The organism is Wolbachia endosymbiont (group A) of Portevinia maculata, assembly GCF_964028525.1.
GTDB lineage: Bacteria > Pseudomonadota > Alphaproteobacteria > Rickettsiales > Anaplasmataceae > Wolbachia.
This window is the reverse complement of the sequence record NZ_OZ034786.1, coordinates 1,133,566-1,150,642: the sequence shown is the minus strand read 5'-3', so window position 1 is coordinate 1,150,642 and position 17,077 is coordinate 1,133,566. Positions and strand designations below refer to the sequence as shown.

General features: G+C 36.2%; 10 protein-coding genes and 1 pseudogene. 7 read left to right on the top strand and 4 right to left on the bottom strand.

Annotation, left to right across the window (positions count from 1 at the left end):
* Window positions 1-9: 9 nt before the first annotated feature.
* Together ABWU36_RS05700 and ABWU36_RS05695 are read left to right on the top strand one after the other, a co-directional pair.
* The gene (locus ABWU36_RS05700; RefSeq protein WP_353273223.1) at window positions 10-1,086 is read left to right on the top strand and encodes a methyltransferase domain-containing protein; all 1,077 of its coding nucleotides are present in this window, start codon (window positions 10-12) and stop codon (window positions 1,084-1,086) included.
* A 58-nt stretch (window positions 1,087-1,144) separates the two neighbouring features.
* A complete protein-coding gene (locus tag ABWU36_RS05695) occupies window positions 1,145-2,929 on the top strand; it encodes a ribonucleoside-diphosphate reductase subunit alpha (protein WP_253309154.1) in 1,785 nt (594 codons plus the stop codon).
* A gap of 591 nt (window positions 2,930-3,520) precedes the next feature.
* Here ABWU36_RS05695 and ABWU36_RS05690 read toward each other — a convergent pair.
* The 4 genes and pseudogenes from ABWU36_RS05690 to ABWU36_RS05675 all read right to left on the bottom strand — a co-directional run bounded on the left by ABWU36_RS05690 (window position 3,521) and on the right by ABWU36_RS05675 (window position 8,445).
* Complete coding sequence (locus tag ABWU36_RS05690) at window positions 3,521-3,724, bottom strand: hypothetical protein (protein WP_309166368.1); 204 nt, start codon at window positions 3,722-3,724, stop codon at window positions 3,521-3,523.
* Window positions 3,725-4,017: 293 nt separating this feature from the next.
* A pseudogene (locus ABWU36_RS05685) lies at window positions 4,018-5,033 on the bottom strand (IS110 family transposase).
* A 327-nt stretch (window positions 5,034-5,360) separates the two neighbouring features.
* Window positions 5,361-5,600 carry a hypothetical protein gene (locus ABWU36_RS05680; RefSeq protein ID WP_353273122.1) on the bottom strand — a complete coding sequence of 80 codons (240 nt, stop codon included), beginning with the start codon at window positions 5,598-5,600 and terminating at the stop codon, window positions 5,361-5,363.
* A gap of 19 nt (window positions 5,601-5,619) precedes the next feature.
* Window positions 5,620-8,445: a WPE palindromic element domain-containing protein gene (locus ABWU36_RS05675; RefSeq protein ID WP_353273121.1), complete on the bottom strand. Its 2,826-nt coding sequence runs from the start codon at window positions 8,443-8,445 to the stop codon at window positions 5,620-5,622.
* 107 nt (window positions 8,446-8,552) lie between these two features.
* Between ABWU36_RS05675 and ABWU36_RS05670 the strand changes: the two genes are divergently transcribed.
* The 5 genes from ABWU36_RS05670 to ABWU36_RS05650 all read left to right on the top strand — a co-directional run bounded on the left by ABWU36_RS05670 (window position 8,553) and on the right by ABWU36_RS05650 (window position 16,995).
* Window positions 8,553-11,675, top strand: coding sequence for an AIR synthase-related protein (locus ABWU36_RS05670; RefSeq protein WP_265045173.1), 3,123 nt, complete (start codon window positions 8,553-8,555; stop codon window positions 11,673-11,675).
* Between the two features lie 203 nt (window positions 11,676-11,878).
* Window positions 11,879-12,391: a hypothetical protein gene (locus tag ABWU36_RS05665; protein ID WP_253309619.1), complete on the top strand. Its 513-nt coding sequence runs from the start codon at window positions 11,879-11,881 to the stop codon at window positions 12,389-12,391.
* A 298-nt stretch (window positions 12,392-12,689) separates the two neighbouring features.
* On the top strand, window positions 12,690-15,485 hold the full coding sequence (gene uvrA, locus ABWU36_RS05660; RefSeq protein WP_253309618.1) for an excinuclease ABC subunit UvrA: 2,796 nt from the start codon (window positions 12,690-12,692) through the stop codon (window positions 15,483-15,485).
* Window positions 15,486-15,539: 54 nt separating this feature from the next.
* Complete coding sequence (locus ABWU36_RS05655; RefSeq protein WP_253309617.1) at window positions 15,540-16,142, top strand: hypothetical protein; 603 nt, start codon at window positions 15,540-15,542, stop codon at window positions 16,140-16,142.
* Window positions 16,143-16,263: 121 nt separating this feature from the next.
* Window positions 16,264-16,995 carry a ComF family protein gene (locus tag ABWU36_RS05650; RefSeq protein WP_353273120.1) on the top strand — a complete coding sequence of 244 codons (732 nt, stop codon included), beginning with the start codon at window positions 16,264-16,266 and terminating at the stop codon, window positions 16,993-16,995.
* Window positions 16,996-17,077 lie beyond the last annotated feature (82 nt).

The following is a 17,077-nucleotide window of genomic DNA, read 5'->3' as shown; positions in this document are numbered from 1 at the left end:
TTCTCATGTATGAAAAGTAATCTCTCTTTTATAAAAAACGTTGCTTTAAATTGTATGTCTAAGCTCATTGGTGTATTAAATATTAAGAAAGTAAAACACTTCATTGTGAATAAATATAATACTCTTCATAAAGAAATGACAGTGCTTCTTAAAAAATCTAAGAACCTGTTAAATACCAACATTGAAATCGGTTTATATCACTTTTATAAAGGTAGCATATCAAATGCAAAGTTACGATTTTGGTTAATTAGCATATTTTACCCCCATTTACCCATAGTCTGGTATAACATCGGAAGGTGTCATTTTGCGGTAGGGAATACTAATAAAGCTTATAATTATTTAACACAGACACTAAAATTAGATAGTGATCACGAGGAGGCATCTTACTATATAAAAAAAATGACAAACTCAGCGCCTATTACAGAATTGCCAAAAAACCTCATAAGACAATATTTTGATTACACAGGTGAATATTTTGTTGAGCATTGGTTGATTGCTAAACAGTATAGAGGGCATGAACTTGTACACATGATAATTACAAAAATCTTCAACAACTCCACTTCTGAGCTCAATATACTTGACCTTGGTTGTGGGACTGGAATATGTGGTCATTTCTTGAAAATAAATAGTACTGGAAGCCACATAACAGGAATTGACATTTCAAGTAGAATGCTAAATATCGCAAGAGGATGCTTTATAAAAGGTAAGCCTGTTTACAATGAATTAATACATATGGAAATGAAAGAGTTTCTTAAACAAAAGAAAAACCAGCAGTATGATGTAATTATCTTTGCTGAAGTGCTACATTATCTACATGACTTTCAAGAAGAATTGGAATTAGCAAAAAGATCTACGAGCAAAAAAGGGGTTATTATATGTTTAATAAGAAGAAAGGAAGGTGAAGGTATTGACTTTGTAAACAAAGGAGACTATTTTCGTCACTCAGAAAGTTATGTTCAACATGTTGCAAAAAAAATAAATATGCAGATAAGTTATATGAGTTACTGTAAAATATATGGCAGTCAGGTTGACGGTATCTTGTTTGCATTACAGCATCAACAAGAAAATCCGAAAAACCTAACTTAAAAATCGCTCAAAGTGGCTTTTAAGTATCTATATATAATAAAAGAATAAAAGGAATTTTATGAATAACATTACTATTAATTACGCAAAGGATAGCAAATTAACCGATTTTGGAAAAGCAGTTCTATCAGACAGGTATTTAATAGAAAATGAAAGTTACCAAGACCTCTTTGCACGTATTGCTAATTACTATTCTGATAACAAAGAACATGCGCAGCGTCTTTATGACTACATGAGCAACTTGTGGTTCATGCCTTCAACACCAATACTCAGCAATGGTGGCACCAAGAGAGGGTTGCCTATCTCTTGCTTTCTTAATGAAACCGAAGACAGCTTGCAGGGAATAGTTGACTTATGGAATGAAAATGTTTGGCTTGCTGCACGTGGAGGAGGCATAGGTAGTTATTGGGGAAATTTACGTTCAATTGGTGAAAGTGTAAAAGGTAGTGGTAAAACATCAGGAATTGTACCATTTATTGTGGTGCAAAATGCTCTAACGCTCGCAATTAGTCAGGGATCCTTAAGGCGAGGAAGTTCAGCAGTCTATCTTCCTGTATCTCATCCGGAGATAGAAGAGTTTCTGGATTTGCGCAAGCCAACAGGCGGTGACCCAAATCGCAAAGCGTTAAATATACATCATGCTGTAATAGTAACAGATAAATTTATGCAGGCTGTTGAGAATGATCAAGAATGGAATTTAATAAGCCCTCACAACAATAAGGTTATTTCAACTGTAAAAGCGCGGGATATATGGATCAAAATATTAACAGCAAGAGTTGAAACTGGAGAACCTTACATTATTTTCCTTGATGCAACAAATAACAATAAGCCAGAATCTTACAAAAAGCTCAACTTAGACATCAAGATGTCAAATCTATGCAGTGAAATAACTTTAACTACAGGTTATGATCACCTGAATAAGTCACGCACTGCTGTGTGTTGTCTATCATCCGTAAACCTTGAGTACTACGAAGAATGGAAAGACAATAAACTCTTCATAGAAGATATAATGCGCTTTCTTGATAATGTATTGGAAGATTTCATAAATAAAGCACCGAATGAAATGCAGCGAGCAAAATATTCCGCAGCCAGAGAACGCAGTATTGGTCTTGGTGTGATGGGTTTTCATTCATTTTTACAAAGCAAAATGGTTCCTTTTGAATCAGTAATAGCACAACAATGGAATAAAAAAATATTTAAGTATTTACGTGAGCAAGCAGATATAGTTTCTAAAAAATTAGCAGAGGAAAAGGGGGCATGTCCTGATGCCAAAGAAGTTGATCTAATGGAAAGGTTTACACACAAGCTCGCTATTGCTCCAACTGCCTCAATCTCCATTATTGCAGGCAATACCTCTCCTGGAATAGAGCCATATGCAGCAAACGTATTCATACAAAAGACACTGACAGGCTCATTTGTAGTGCGAAATAAATTCTTGCAAAAACTATTAGCAGAAAAAAATCAAGACAATGATAAAATATGGTCTTCAATTTCGACAAACGAGGGTTCCGTTCAGCATTTAGATTTTCTTAGTGAGCATGAAAAATTGACATTTAAAACAGCGTACGAGCTTGATCAAAGATGGATTATAGAACATGCAAGTGATAGAACTCCGTATGTTTGTCAGTCTCAATCAGTCAATCTGTTCTTGCCTGCCAACATACACAAACGTTACTTGCATAAAATACACATGCTTGCCTGGAAAAAAGGATTGAAGAGCTTATATTACTGCAGATCACAATCAATGCAGAGAGCTGACAAGGTTTCGCATGACATATTCAAAAAAAGTGAAATATTGCAACACAAAACAGATATTGACTACGATGAATGTTTGTCATGCCAATAGTGACCTTATTCAAAAAAAGTAGAGAGAAAGTTAAGCAAATGGGTAAGGAAATATAATAGACTTCTTGCATAACCATATAACGAACTTTTCTTGGGAATAGAAACGAAAAAACTTCCTTGACAAACTCCGCCAGCCCCCTTATCATGATAGTGAAGGTATTCAGTTATCTTCATCTGTGCAGATTAAACAGCAAGAAAACAACGTAGTTGGCGTCTTATTTTTAATTTTTTGCACTATGTGCACCTTATGTCTTCACAACATTTCTGGGTTTTTACCTATATAAGCTGAAACGCGCTTATAAGTCGTTTAAGACAGTATAGTACGCCAATTTGCAGGATTAGAGAGTGACAACTAGCTAACACGGGGTTTCTTTTGCCTTTTTTTCTGCTTAGTAAATTTCTTAAACATTTAAACTAAGGTGAGTTGCATTTAAAAGCAGCTAAATTGCGGTGTTTAAGACTTAAAAAACGCCAATACTGAAAATAGACAATGACTAGGGCTTCTTTTGCCTTTTTTTTCGTTTGGTAAATTTCTTAAATATTTATAGCTAAACGACAATCTTCATCTCGCTGCTTGTTAGCGGGATCTATGTTAAGAGATACCGCGAATGAATCGCGGTATGACGTAGGAATGAATCGCGGTATGACGTAGGACTGCTGTCATCCCAGTGCCCAGACACTGGGATCCAGTTTTCCATATAATCTCATCGAAAATGTTGTAACCACTTTCTATGCTAGTTTGCTTGCTTACAAGCAAACTTTTCTGGATCCCAGTGTCGGGGCACTGGGATGACAAAAAAGGGACTACTCGGATGACAAAAAAAGAGCACTGGGATGACAGGAGATACCGTCTTGTTAGTCAACAAAAAAATTATAAAAATTTCCCAAGTTGCATCATAAAATCAAAAAATACTTCCAATTGTGTAACAGTACACAGATTATAGTTAGTGGATATGTTGATAAGTAAATTAGTTTTATACGCACAAAACAGATGAAGTTTACTTATCAACATATCCACTAACCAACAACATTCAATAAATTTGTGTAAGATACCACTTTACATAAGATAGATAGGAAGCATTTTTGATTTTAAAGTACTAAACCTTCAGTCAACCTCCTAGCCCTGTAGTTTTTGATATGGTTAGGATCAAAAGCACTTTTGGATGTCAGAATACCGAAAATGATATGGAGTAGCTTACGCATTGCAGCACCAACGATGGCCATATTATGCTTACCCTTTTCCTTTAATCTTTGGCAAAAGCTCATAATGATAGGATTGTGATTCTTAGCTACTATGGCAGGAAAGAAAAGTGCCTTACGTAATGTTTGTGAACCGGATTTACTTAATCTGGGTTTGGCATATACAGAGGAACCTGACGTCATATTTCGTGGTATAACTCCTGTATATGCTGCCAATTGCCTGGCATCTCTAAAAACCTCTATATCAGAAACTTCAGCTAAAATAGCTATTGCTGATTCTTCTCCTATGCCTGGAATAGTCAATAGAAGTTGAAAATTTTCCAACAATTCTTTGTGTTGATTTAATAGTTCACGTACGGAGTTTTTTATTGTTTCTATTTTTTGAGCTATATTCATTGCAAGGTCTTCCCAAGCATTTGCAACTTCTTTAGGCAGTCTCTCTTTTTTTTCTAAGTGGTTATTTACTAATGTTAACTCATCTTTTAACGCAACTGAGCAACGATAAAGATGTTTTAATTTTTTCATTTCAGGAGAAGGTGGTGTCCAACTAGAAGGTTCCTGTCTTTGGCAATAATCAGCAATAACTTCTGCATCGGTCTGATCATTCTTTTGTCGTATCAGCTTACTCCTTGCATAAGATTTTATGCAATAAGGATTTACAACACTTACAAAATGTCCAGCATTGTGTAGAAATTCAGCCAGTGCTTCGCTATAACAACCAGTAGATTCCATGCAGGTTTTTACTTTTTCTACATTATGTTTGTGTAGAAAATTCAGTAGACTTTGAAACCATCGTTCTTAAAGCTTCTTTTTCTAGTTTCACGCTTTCCTTTTTTGCTTATAAATGAGAGAAAAACATCAAAGCGATCTTTTGATATATCTATGCCCAAAAAGTTGTTGATCATATATAACCCCATACGTTACCATTAAAAATGAAAAGTAAGGCTAGTCTTGTGAATACAGAATTAGAACCATTCAGGTCTTTCTACGATACCGTCCAGCCTATACTTTTGAGAAGGGAATTCTTATCTCCTCTACAGATTTTATATCTAAGAAGAAGCACAGAGTTCCTCCCTTCTCCACCTAATGCTTAAGCTTAAAACATTAGATGCTTTTGACAAGATACAAGAAGGGGCTACTCGGATAACAAGAAAGAGGCTACTCGGATAACAAGAAAGAGGCTACTCGGATGACACCCTGACAACCGTCATCCTGCTGCTTGTTAGCGGGATCTATGTTAAGAGATACCGCGAATGAATCGCGGTATGACGTAGGACTGCTGTCATCCCAGTGCCCAGACACTGGGATCCAGTTTTCCATATAATCTCATCGAAAATGTTGTAACCACTTTCTATGCTAGTTTGCTTGCTTACAAGCAAACTTTTCTGGATCCCAGTGTCGGGGCACTGGGATGACAGGAGAAGGAGGCTACTTGCATGACACCATTCTTTTTCCTGAATCCAAGTAGTCAAGCTACTCGGATGACACCATTTACAACCACTCCCCTACCCTTTCTAGCTGTTTATAGCTATTAAATCTCAGGAATTTATCAAAATATGGAGAGGCAATAAAGGGTGTGGAATTACTTAAATAATTAGATAAAAAACCAGGCAGATCATTTTTTAATTCTTGCATTTTGTATCTATAATTTTGTATAGAAATAACTTTTATTTTATCATAATCAAGTTTCCAATAAGCAAGTTCTGAAACTTCTCTTTTTGTTATATGTTCTACCACTAAGGCTTGCAAAATTAACTGTGGAAAAAACCCCGACATCACTTCTTCGTTGGAAGGTGGTGAACCAAGTTTATAGTCTATAATTGCTACTTGCCCACTTGGTAGATACTCAACTCTATCACATCTTGCTGTCAGTAAAATTTCTTGTGGGATCAGATCTCTATTTGTCATCCAAGCAGTTTCATACTGGGATACATCATCACAAGAAATATAGATTCCAGCGTCACGCGCTGGAATATGAAATATCGGACAGGTAAAACTCTTTTCCAACTCAACATAATTGCTTCGAGTTTCATCAAATTCGACAAAAGATTGAATTATCCTTTGCAGTCTTACCCACCACATATTTGAAAAATTAAACTGACTAGTCGAGAATGCTTTTCGTGCAATGCTCATTGGCGACTTTTTGTTGCGTAAATATCTTGCAAGAATGTTGTGCACCATAGTGCCAAATTCCAATATCGATGGCTTAAAATTCAAGTCTCTTAATTGTTTAAGGCCCAGTATATATTCAACGTAAAATGAATAAGGATTACGAATTAGCTTTTCTATTGCACTGCAAGACATCACCTGCATTTTTTCTTTTCTAACTTCGGTTTGAGGTTTTGGCATAGGCTGAGTACATGGAACAGTACATTCAGGCGTATTTAATATCCTCAGCCAATCGCGATACGGCTGTTTCCCCTCCTTGAGCAGAATTTCCAAACGCTGCAATAGAATTGGTTTTCTATGGCTTAGCGATCTTGTAATATAAACCTTACTTGCACAAAACAAATTGTGTAAAGTATAAAAAAAATACCCCTGCTCTTCTTGCGCAGAAGGAAGGTTAAATTTTTCTCTCGTAAGTGCATTCAAAAGCGGACTTTGAAAGCTTGGCGCTTCATTAAATCCAGCGAGTATTACAACTTTGTTGTGATATAAGCTGAATTTATTCAAGTCATTTGCTACAGAGAAAAACTCTTTCTCTAAAAATAAGGTCAGAATTTGGCTATATAACTCTAAGGAGCACTTAATTTCTATACCCTCACATGCATTCAAGAAATTACAGGTGAAATTACCTATTTCACTATTTAGCTCTGAAAAATTTATACCAGATAGCACATTAATACACTGCAAATGAGTTGCCACCACATCAGAAATAGGGCAATTTATAGAGTTAATTAAAAGATTAAGTATAGCCTCTAACCTATTGATAATAAGCAATATATCCTCTTTATGTTTTAGCTTTTTATAGGTATTAATAGCATCTATAATATCTTTAAGGCCATTTGTACTAAAGTTGCGTAATATCTCTATTTCAAATTCAGATAAAATCCGAGTGTACTCTTCTTGAGTGTAACCAAAAGTCACTAGCCTATGTTTAAGGAGCGAAAGTAATGACACACTGCTCCAATTTGAGGTCAAAACTTCGATACTATAAAGTAGGAGTGTTATATAAGGATAATTTTCCGGTATGGCACTGTGTTGCCTTGATAAACATGCTATACGAGCTGCAAGTAATTTATCAAAGACAACCAAAGAAACGTTTTCATAACCTTCATTCTCTATAATTAATGATGTCACTTGTGCTTCTTCCTCTCTGGAATCACAAGTGATGACTTCAATATTGCCAATATGTCCATTACTAACTTTGCTTAGATCGGCAGTTGTATCAAAAATGTAATCTAGATATTCCTCAGGACTTCCTGTTATCCCAGCCCTTTCTTCTGTCATCCCAGTGCTTGACACTGGGATCCAGTTTTCATTATACAGCCACCTGGTGCGCTCATTTAAAGTTAAGTTTTCTGGATCCCAGTGTCTGGGCACTGGAGAACACGCTTCTGGCAGAAAACTCACATCTCTTCTATCTACATTTAAATAATCGAGTAGATCTTTCAGGCAATATTGATAATGTTTTTTATCAAGTGATTGCCAATCTTTCTCTTTAATTTTCAAATTCAGATTAGGAAAAATTATTTTTCCAAACGGCAGGTCATATATAGCCTTAATTAACGACTTATCCTTTCCAATTCCAACAAAGATTATATGTTGGTCTTTTTGTAAAGAGATTATCATATTGTTTATGTAATCACTCTTATGTTCTAATATATCTACTACTCCTAAATCTTTTAAAATTTTATTCCAACTCTCAATGAGTAAGCTTATGAAATTCTCTATTTTTTTTGAATGTTCATCGAATTGATAACAATCCGTTGTTTGGGTAGATTGAATTTTATCAAGCAATGATGGCAGGCTATAAGCTAAATCAATGGGGAAATTATCATTATTTTTTCTATTCCACTCCAATATGAATTGAATGAGTAGCAGCGTCCTCTTTGTTGGATTGATAACTTTAACTCTATCAAGATTTAATATTAAATCCTCTTCATCAATGTTTTCCAGTGAAACTATCTCTGGCAAAATTATGCATTTTTTAGCGTTATAATTCTTGAACGCACTCAGCAGCGCTATTACATCCCTTTTGCAGGGAAGTATGATCTTTATCTCGGGAATTTTTTCTCTTTCATATTCAGAAAATATGTGCTGAACCAATACATTGAAAAAGGACTCATCCACATTAACGGTAAAAACTCTTCCCACTAACAGTAACAATTAATACAATATTTTATTATATAGAAATCACTCAAAATATAAATGTGCTCGCAGTTTCTTATGCTATGATATATTAAAGTCTTTCACAATATTACATGGCAAACATCAGAATAGAAGTTTTAAATAAATGTGAACAAGTTGGCCGCAGAAGGGTAGTTAATGTTTACTTGATTTACATAAGCAAAGAATTACCATCAAAATTACATGAAGAAATTTGTGGGCTATTTTATAATAAAGTCATACAAGACTGCCGTTATTATTCCTACAATGAAAACCTTCAATATGACTTCATAGAACCACAAGCAAAGTGGGGCTTGGAAATAAGCTTTTTACCTGGCATGACTGACAATGTGGGCAACACAGCGAAACAAATTGTTAGAGAGTATTTAATTAGCAAGGGCCACATTGATGAAGGCGTTCATATCAAAGCAAGAAGTTCAAAGCTGATTTTGGGTAAAGGAAGCATGCCAACCGAAGATGATATAAAGCAAGAATTCAACCCTATCACTGAATATTGCACACTTATCTGTAAGAACTATAGCTGGAAATATTATGGTAAATCGAATACAACACCTGGTGTCATCCCAGTGCCCCGACACTGGGATCCAGAAAATTTCAAGCAATTGTATAATGCAAACTGGATTCCAGTGTCAAGCACTGGAATGACAGAAGGTAGGGTTGGGATGACAGAGGATAGTACTAAGTCTGTTGACCTCAATGTGAGTGACCAAGAGCTTGAAAAAATCAGCAGAGATGGAATCGATGGTAATGGCACTTTAGGGCTCTCGCTGGCAGCAATGAAAGCTATAAAGGATTACTTTAAAAAACTCGGTAGAAATCCATATGATATTGAACTTGAGTCTCTGGCACAGACTTGGTCTGAACATTGTAAACACAATATTTTTTGCTCCCCTATTGATGAAATAAAAGACGGTCTATATGCTCATTATATTAAGCGTGCAACGCGTGAGATAAATTCTGACATATGCGTGTCAGTTTTCTCCGACAACGCAGGAGGAATAATTTTTGATGACGATTACTTGATTGTCGATAAAGTTGAAACTCACAATAGCCCTTCAGCTCTTGATCCATTTGGTGGAGCAATGACCGGAGTGCTTGGAGTTAATCGTGATATAGTGGGTTTCGGGAAAGGCGCGGAGCCTATAATGAATACCTATTACTTTTGCTTTGCCAAAGAAGCAAAAGGCAAATTTTATAGGGACAAGGAGCGCACTGATGAGATCTTACCGCCAAAATATATAATGAAAGAAGTGATTCATGGCGTTAATGTTGCTGGTAACTGTTCTGGCATTCCAACGCAACTTGGATCGGTATATTTTGACGATAGATTTTGTGGCAAGCCATTAGTCTTTGTTGGAAGTGTCGGAATTATTCCACGCAATATAAATAATGCACCTTCACACATTAAAGGACCAAAAAATGGCGATAAAATCGTAATTATTGGTGGAAGAGTTGGAAGAGATGGAATTCACGGTGCAACGTTTTCTTCAGAGGCTTTGTCGGGAAACAGCCCTTCAACGATTGTGCAAATTGGTGACCCCATAACACAAAAAAAACTATCCAATGCCGTCATAAAAGCAAGAGATCTTGGTCTTTATAATGCAATAACGGATAATGGAGCAGGCGGTCTATCATCGTCTATTGGTGAAATGGGAAAAGACGGATTTGAAGTTGATTTGAGCAAGGTTCTCCTTAAAAACGATGGTATGGCTCCGTGGGAAATATGGATATCAGAATCACAAGAGAGAATGACTTTAGCAGTGCCAGAAGAAAATTTTCCTGCGTTTAAGCAAATCATGAAAAAACATGATGTGGAGGTTTGTGTGATTGGAGAGTTTAATGAGAGTGGTAAAGCTGTTGTTAAATGTCCTGAAGGGACAGTAATAATGGATATGGAAACTGAATTTTTGCATGACGGTAATCCCAAAGTGCATTTACAAACAAAGCCATGGTCTAAGGAGCCTGCTGTCATTCCGGAACCCTCTCCTGTCATCCCAACACTCTTCCCTGTCATCCCAGTGCTTGACACTGGGATCCAGCAGGCTGAGCCTGCAAACATTTTATGCAAAAACCCATCCAACGGTGGAATTGAATGTGAAATGGATTCCAGTGTCAAGCACTGGAATGACACCTTTGCATTAAAAAAAATGCTAAGCAGACCAAACATATGCAGCAAAGAGTTCATAGTGGTGCAATATGACCATGAGGTTCAGGGGTCGTCAATACTGAAACCACTGCAAGGCAAGGGAAGAGTATGCAGTGAAGCTGTTGTCTCGAGGCCAGTCCTTTCTTCAAACAAAGGTGTTGTAAAATCGCAGGGATTTGGCTCAAGTTATGGAGAAATTGACACTTATCACATGGCAGCATGTGCGATTGACACTGCAATACGCAACTACGTAGCTGCAGGAGGAAATATAAATCATCTAGCGTTGCTCGACAATTTTTGCTGGTGCGATGCTTATAATCCAGAAAGGCTATGGCAGCTAAAGAGAGCTGCAGAGGCTTGTTACGACTTTGCAACTGCATTTAAAACGCCATTCATATCCGGAAAAGACAGTATGTTCAATGACTTCAAGGGATATGACGAAAATGGCGAGAAAGTGATGATATCTGCACCACCTTCATTACTCATTTCAGCAATTGGAGTTATAGAAAATATTGAAAATGCGGTATCGCTTGATGTGAAAATGCCAGGGGACTTGATATATGTGCTTGGTACAACCCACGATGAGCTTGGTAGATCTGAATATCAGTTATATAGTGGAATAGATAATAACAACGTGCCAAAAGTTGATGCAAAGAGCGCTAGGAAGTTGTATGAGCGTTACAACCAGGCAATAAAAGATGGCATAATTGCCTCTGCAATTGCACCAAACTTAGGCGGCTTAATTATTGCTCTGGCAAAATCGCTAATTGCAGGAGACCTTGGTGCTGAAATCGATCTTTCACTAGTACCAATAGGAAAAACACAAAATACAGACATAATAAACAAGATAATAATGTTTTCTGAATCGCAAAGTAGAATTTTGGTTACTATTGCACCACAAAATCAGCAGAGGTTTGAAGCGTTGTTTGAAGATGCGGCTTATTCATGTATTGGCAAAGTAACAGAGAAAAAGGTGCTAAACATAAAGGATGTTTTAAAAGTAAATCTGAAAGATTTGGGAAATAGTTATTATATAGCTAAAGTAACTTAGGTTTACAGACGATTTGATAAACGACAAACTCGTCATCCCGCTGCTTGTTAGCGGCCGCGGCGGTATGACGTAGGAAAACCTTTCTTGGGTAGCTATAGCATGTCAGTTTAAAATGTTTTTTTTCCATTAGGTTAAATAACTCTTTCACTATGTGCAATATTTACTTAAAATAAATGTATGTCATTAAATTTGGGTAGGTAGTTATGTCTATTTTACTGACACTCTTATTTATCAGTCTTTCTTTACTCAACGCTTCAAATAAATTGATGATATGTGCTGCTTTATTTATAGGAGCTGCTTTAGTTGTAAATTCAATGGTTGAATTTTATGGCAAAGAAAAAGCTACGTATAGCTTAATAGTGTGTACAGCGCTATGCTGTATTTTAAAATGGCAAAGTTTTAGTTTGATGATATTGACTTCATATGCTGCAATTTTAGTATCTCTTCTCTCGAGCATAATTGTTTTTGAAAAATTGAAGTCCAAGTTGAATTTTCATATGGCAAATTTCATTACTTTAATTATGGCATCAGTAATTGATAGTGCCGTTGTATGTGTTGGATTACTATACAAATTTTCTGCAGGTAAATGCTTAGCAATATATATTAGAGATTTAATTTTTAAGTTTTCTTATGCGTCAGTATTAAGCATCTGCTTGTTTGTAGGAATGTATTTATTTTGCTTGGCAAACAAGAAGTATTTTAAGATTTCCACATAACCTGTTTTCTGATATAGCTAAACTGACTTTGGGTCCTGGGGATGTATTTGGTGCGTAACAACAGTTTAGAATTTATAGGTAGTAGATTTGCCCTAAGACTCTAACACAAGTTGTACAGCCCTACGTCATACCGCCCGGTATCTCAGCATAGATTCCGCTAACAAGTAGCGGAATGACGATTTACCAAACGCTGCCTAATTTTCCGTAACAGTTGAAAAAATCAATAGAAAATCAACATATCACTGTAAATTCATGTATTTTAAGGCTATAATGGTTAAAATACGTTATATAGTATAATATGGACGATTTTATAAGAGTTAAGGGTGCAAGGGAACATAATCTGCAAGGTATAGATGTCAATATACCGAAAAATAAGCTAGTTGTTATAACTGGGCTAAGTGGTTCTGGTAAATCTAGTCTCGCATTTGATACGATTTATGCAGAAGGCCAACGCCGATACGTTGAAAGCCTATCAGCTTATGCGCGTCAATTTCTCAACATTCAGGATAAACCAGATGTTGAGTCGATTACAGGTCTTTCCCCTGCAATATCTATCAACCAGAAATCGATCTCAAAAAATCCAAGGTCAACAGTTGGAACTGTTACCGAAATTTACGATTACTTGCGCTTAGTATATGCACGAATAGGGGTTCCTTATTCACCTGCAACTGGATTACCGATAACAAAGCAAACTGTATCTCAAATTGTAGATACTATAATTGCGTTACCTTTAGAAACTAAAATATATATACTTGCCCCTGTTGTGCGTGGTAGAAAGGGAGAACATCTCAAAGAGATATTGGAAATTAAAAGACAAGGTTACGTAAGGTTCAAAATAGATGGTGAAGTGTACAATGTAGATGACTTGCCTAAACTTGATAAGAACAAGAAACACGACATTTTTGTGGTTGCAGATAGAATATCAATATTGGGCGATATAGGAAATCGACTGCCAAGTAGTATAGAATCCGCACTAAAACTTGGTAATGGTCTAATGTATGTAGAAGTAGTAAACCTACCTGACAACCATAATTCCGAGTATAAAAATGGTCAAATTCTGACTTTTTCAGAGAATTTTGCATGCCCCGAGTCTGGTTTCACTCTTGAGGAAATAGAACCAAGATTATTTTCTTTTAACAGCCCTTACGGTGCATGTGGTTCGTGTAATGGGCTTGGTAAAAAGCTGGCTGTTGATGTAAAGCTGATAGTGCCAGATGAAACTCTTTCAATATCTGAGGGTGCTTTAAAGCCAGTAGGACCAATGTTCCGTCAAGTGCACACAAGTTATGGATTTCTAAAAAGTGCAATTCTATCACTGGCTGAAAATTGTAAATTTAGCCTTGATGTTCCGTGGAAGAACATAGATCAAGAAGTAAAAGATATGATACTCTTTGGCTCTAATAAATTTCAAGGTTTGATCAGTATCTTGGAGAACCAGATGGATTATGATGAAACGCTTGTTGAGCGATACTGCTCTGTTATTCATTGTAAGGAATGTACTGGCCATAGATTGAGAAAAGAAGCACTCACAGTGAAAATTGATAGCAGACATATAGGTGAAATATCAGGGCTCAGCATCGATAAATCCCTTAAGTGGTTTGAAAATTTGCCAGACAAGCTCACAGAACAACAGAAGCAAATCTCAAGTAAAATATTAAATGAAATAATCAAGAGGCTAGCATTTCTAAAGAATGTAGGGTTGAATTACCTAACGCTCGATCGAGAATCTAGCACTCTCTCTGGCGGTGAGAGTCAGAGGATCAGACTTGCTTCGCAAATTGGCTCTGGTTTAACAGGAGTGCTGTATGTGCTTGATGAACCCTCGATAGGCCTTCATCAATGCGATAATGATCGGTTAATTGCTACACTGAAAGACTTGAGAGACATGGGTAACACTGTAATCGTTGTTGAGCATGATGAAGATACAATAATGGCTGCTGATTATGCGATTGATATTGGTCCTGGAGCTGGCGTAAATGGTGGAAAAGTTATTGCAGAAGGAACACCAGACCAGGTGCAAAGAAATTCAGGGAGCATAACAGGGCAATATTTGAGTGGAGAGAAAAAAATTTTAATTCCAAGGAGAAGAAAGCAAGCAACTCAGTTCATAAAAGTAATAAATGCATGTGAAAATAACTTAAAAAATGTGAACGTTAAATTTCCTATAGGGAATCTTATTTGTGTTACTGGAATATCAGGAGGGGGAAAATCAAGTTTAGTCATAGAAACGTTATATAAATATTCAGCACATAAGATATATCATTCGTCTGCACGGTATGGTCGGTGTGATAGAATAGAAGGCCTTGAATATATAGATAAAGTTATAGAAGTTGATCAGTCGCCAATTGGTAGAACTCCTGCGTCAAATCCAGCAACATATGTCGGTATGTTTACTCATATAAGAAATTGGTTTGCAGGTCTTTCGGAGTCAAAAGCAAGGGGATATAATATAGGCCGGTTTTCATTTAATACCAGAGGGGGAAGGTGTGAGGCTTGTAAAGGTGATGGGCACTTAAAGATAGAGATGCATTTTCTACCGGACGTTTATGTGAAGTGTGAGCAGTGTAAAGGGCGAAGGTATAATCGTGAAACATTGGAAGTTACTTATAAAGGAAAATCAATCTCTGATGTGCTTGATATGACGATAGATCAGGCTTGTGATTTTTTTGAAAACCTTCCAATGGTAAAAGAAAAGTTGGTTTCTTTGCAGGAAGTGGGGCTTGGCTATATAAAACTCGGACAGTCGTCAACAACGTTGTCTGGGGGTGAAGCACAACGAATAAAGCTGTCCAAAGAGCTATCAAAACGATTTACCGGAAGAACATTGTATATTCTTGATGAGCCAACAACTGGATTACACTTTGAAGATATAAATAACTTACTAAAAATACTCCATAGATTAGTCGATCTGGGAAACACTGTTATAGTTATCGAGCACAATTTGCACGTTATAAAAACTGCAGATTATATAATAGACATCGGACCAGAGGGCGGAATAAAAGGCGGAGAAGTGATTGCCACTGGAACTCCAGAAGAAGTGGTAAAAATTCCAGAAAGTGTTACAGGCAGGTATCTTAAAACGTATTTATTATAAACTATTTCTTAATTATATTAGGCTAGGTTGCATATTTATGATTTGGAGAGGGTAATGTCAATATATCAATATTTTAAAAGGTATGCTAAACATGGAATTGTACCTGCTAAGAGAGCAGAAGATTGCACACTAGTTCCAGAAAATAGTTTCTATAAGTCCGTACATTACGTTGATAATGTGCTAGGACCTGTGAAAGATGTAATTTGTGGAGTTGAGAGTAAAGACAATTATAACAAGTATTATAAAAACAATGATAAATGTGAATACGTGGGTTACAGGGCAGAGGAAGTGTTTCCACTTTGTGAACGGGGTGCTTTTCTAGTAGCTAGCATAATATTGCAACCTTTATGTTTGATACTAGCATATTTGTCATACTTCCCAATTAAGTTATTATCAAAAATAACAGGGGACTATTGTTTAAAAGCAAGTACAAAGTCATTAGTTGATCATTCAAATGCATTTTTAAGTGCTGGGCAAGATTGTGCTAGTGCAGTAGCTGAAGTATTTAACAAGATTGTAAGTTATGCTTGCGCTGCTATCATTTGGGCTGCCGCGTCAATGATAACGCCACTTGTGTGGGCTTGCAACAAAGTGCAAAGTAAGTTAAGTGAAATACAGGAGCCAGAAAAACATCAGCTTTTATCTAATAAGTTATAAGTTCTGCTTTTTCAGCAGTGGCTCAGTTTGAATTACATTGAAATGAAATAAAAAGTGAAAGAGTGTAAGCACAAGTTACTTTAGCTATACTATATAAATTTTATAATATATTTAATGAATTGTGAACCTTCTCTTACTAAAAAAAGCTACAAATCTTATATTTCCGAACGTATGCGTAAGTTGCGAATATATCATTGATGAAAATCTTAATCTATGTAGTGAATGCAACAAAAAAATCAATTTTCTAACTAAGCATTACTGCAATGTTTGTGGCGTAGTAATCTCAGACAATATTCATACGTGTGGTAAGTGCATCATCAATCCTCCACTGTTTAAAGTATTAAGATCAGTTTTTGCTTATGATCAACATAGTAAAAACATGATTATAAATTTCAAATTTTTTGATAATTTGAATTACGTAAAAATCTATGCAAAGTGGATACACCAAGCTAATCAGGATACGTTTCAGAACGCAGAGGTCATAATTCCTATACCGTTACATAAAATGCGCTTGTTTAAACGTAAATATAATCAAGCAGCATTGCTTGCAAAAGAGTTGAGTAAGTTGTCCAATTTATCCTATACGCCATTTGCAATAAAACGTCTTCGCCATACTGCGCCTCAAGCTGGTCTTTCACTTAAACAGCGTGAAAAAAATTTGAAAAAGGCTTTTAGCATAACCAACAAGAAAATTATCGAAAATAAAATCGTGATATTAGTTGATGATGTGGTAACAACCGGAGCAACTGTAAGATCTTGCTCTCAAGAAATTTTAAACTCCGGTGCAAGAGAAGTGAGAGTGCTATCACTTGCAAGAACGGTGAATGATTGGACCTCTTGCATAAAAAATTAGCAGTCAGTGTCATCCAAGTAGCTTGACTACTTGGATCTATTTTTTTCTAGATTCCAGTGCCAGCGTTACGCACATAGCTGTA

Coding starts and splice junctions, on each gene's coding strand:
- ABWU36_RS05700 (WP_353273223.1), top strand. CDS start 10: ATGAAAAGTAATCTCTCTTTTATAAAAAACGTTGCTTTAAATTGTATG.
- ABWU36_RS05695 (WP_253309154.1), top strand. CDS start 1,145: ATGAATAACATTACTATTAATTACGCAAAGGATAGCAAATTAACCGAT.
- ABWU36_RS05670 (WP_265045173.1), top strand. CDS start 8,553: ATGGCAAACATCAGAATAGAAGTTTTAAATAAATGTGAACAAGTTGGC.
- ABWU36_RS05665 (WP_253309619.1), top strand. CDS start 11,879: ATGTCTATTTTACTGACACTCTTATTTATCAGTCTTTCTTTACTCAAC.
- uvrA (WP_253309618.1), top strand. CDS start 12,690: ATGGACGATTTTATAAGAGTTAAGGGTGCAAGGGAACATAATCTGCAA.
- ABWU36_RS05655 (WP_253309617.1), top strand. CDS start 15,540: ATGTCAATATATCAATATTTTAAAAGGTATGCTAAACATGGAATTGTA.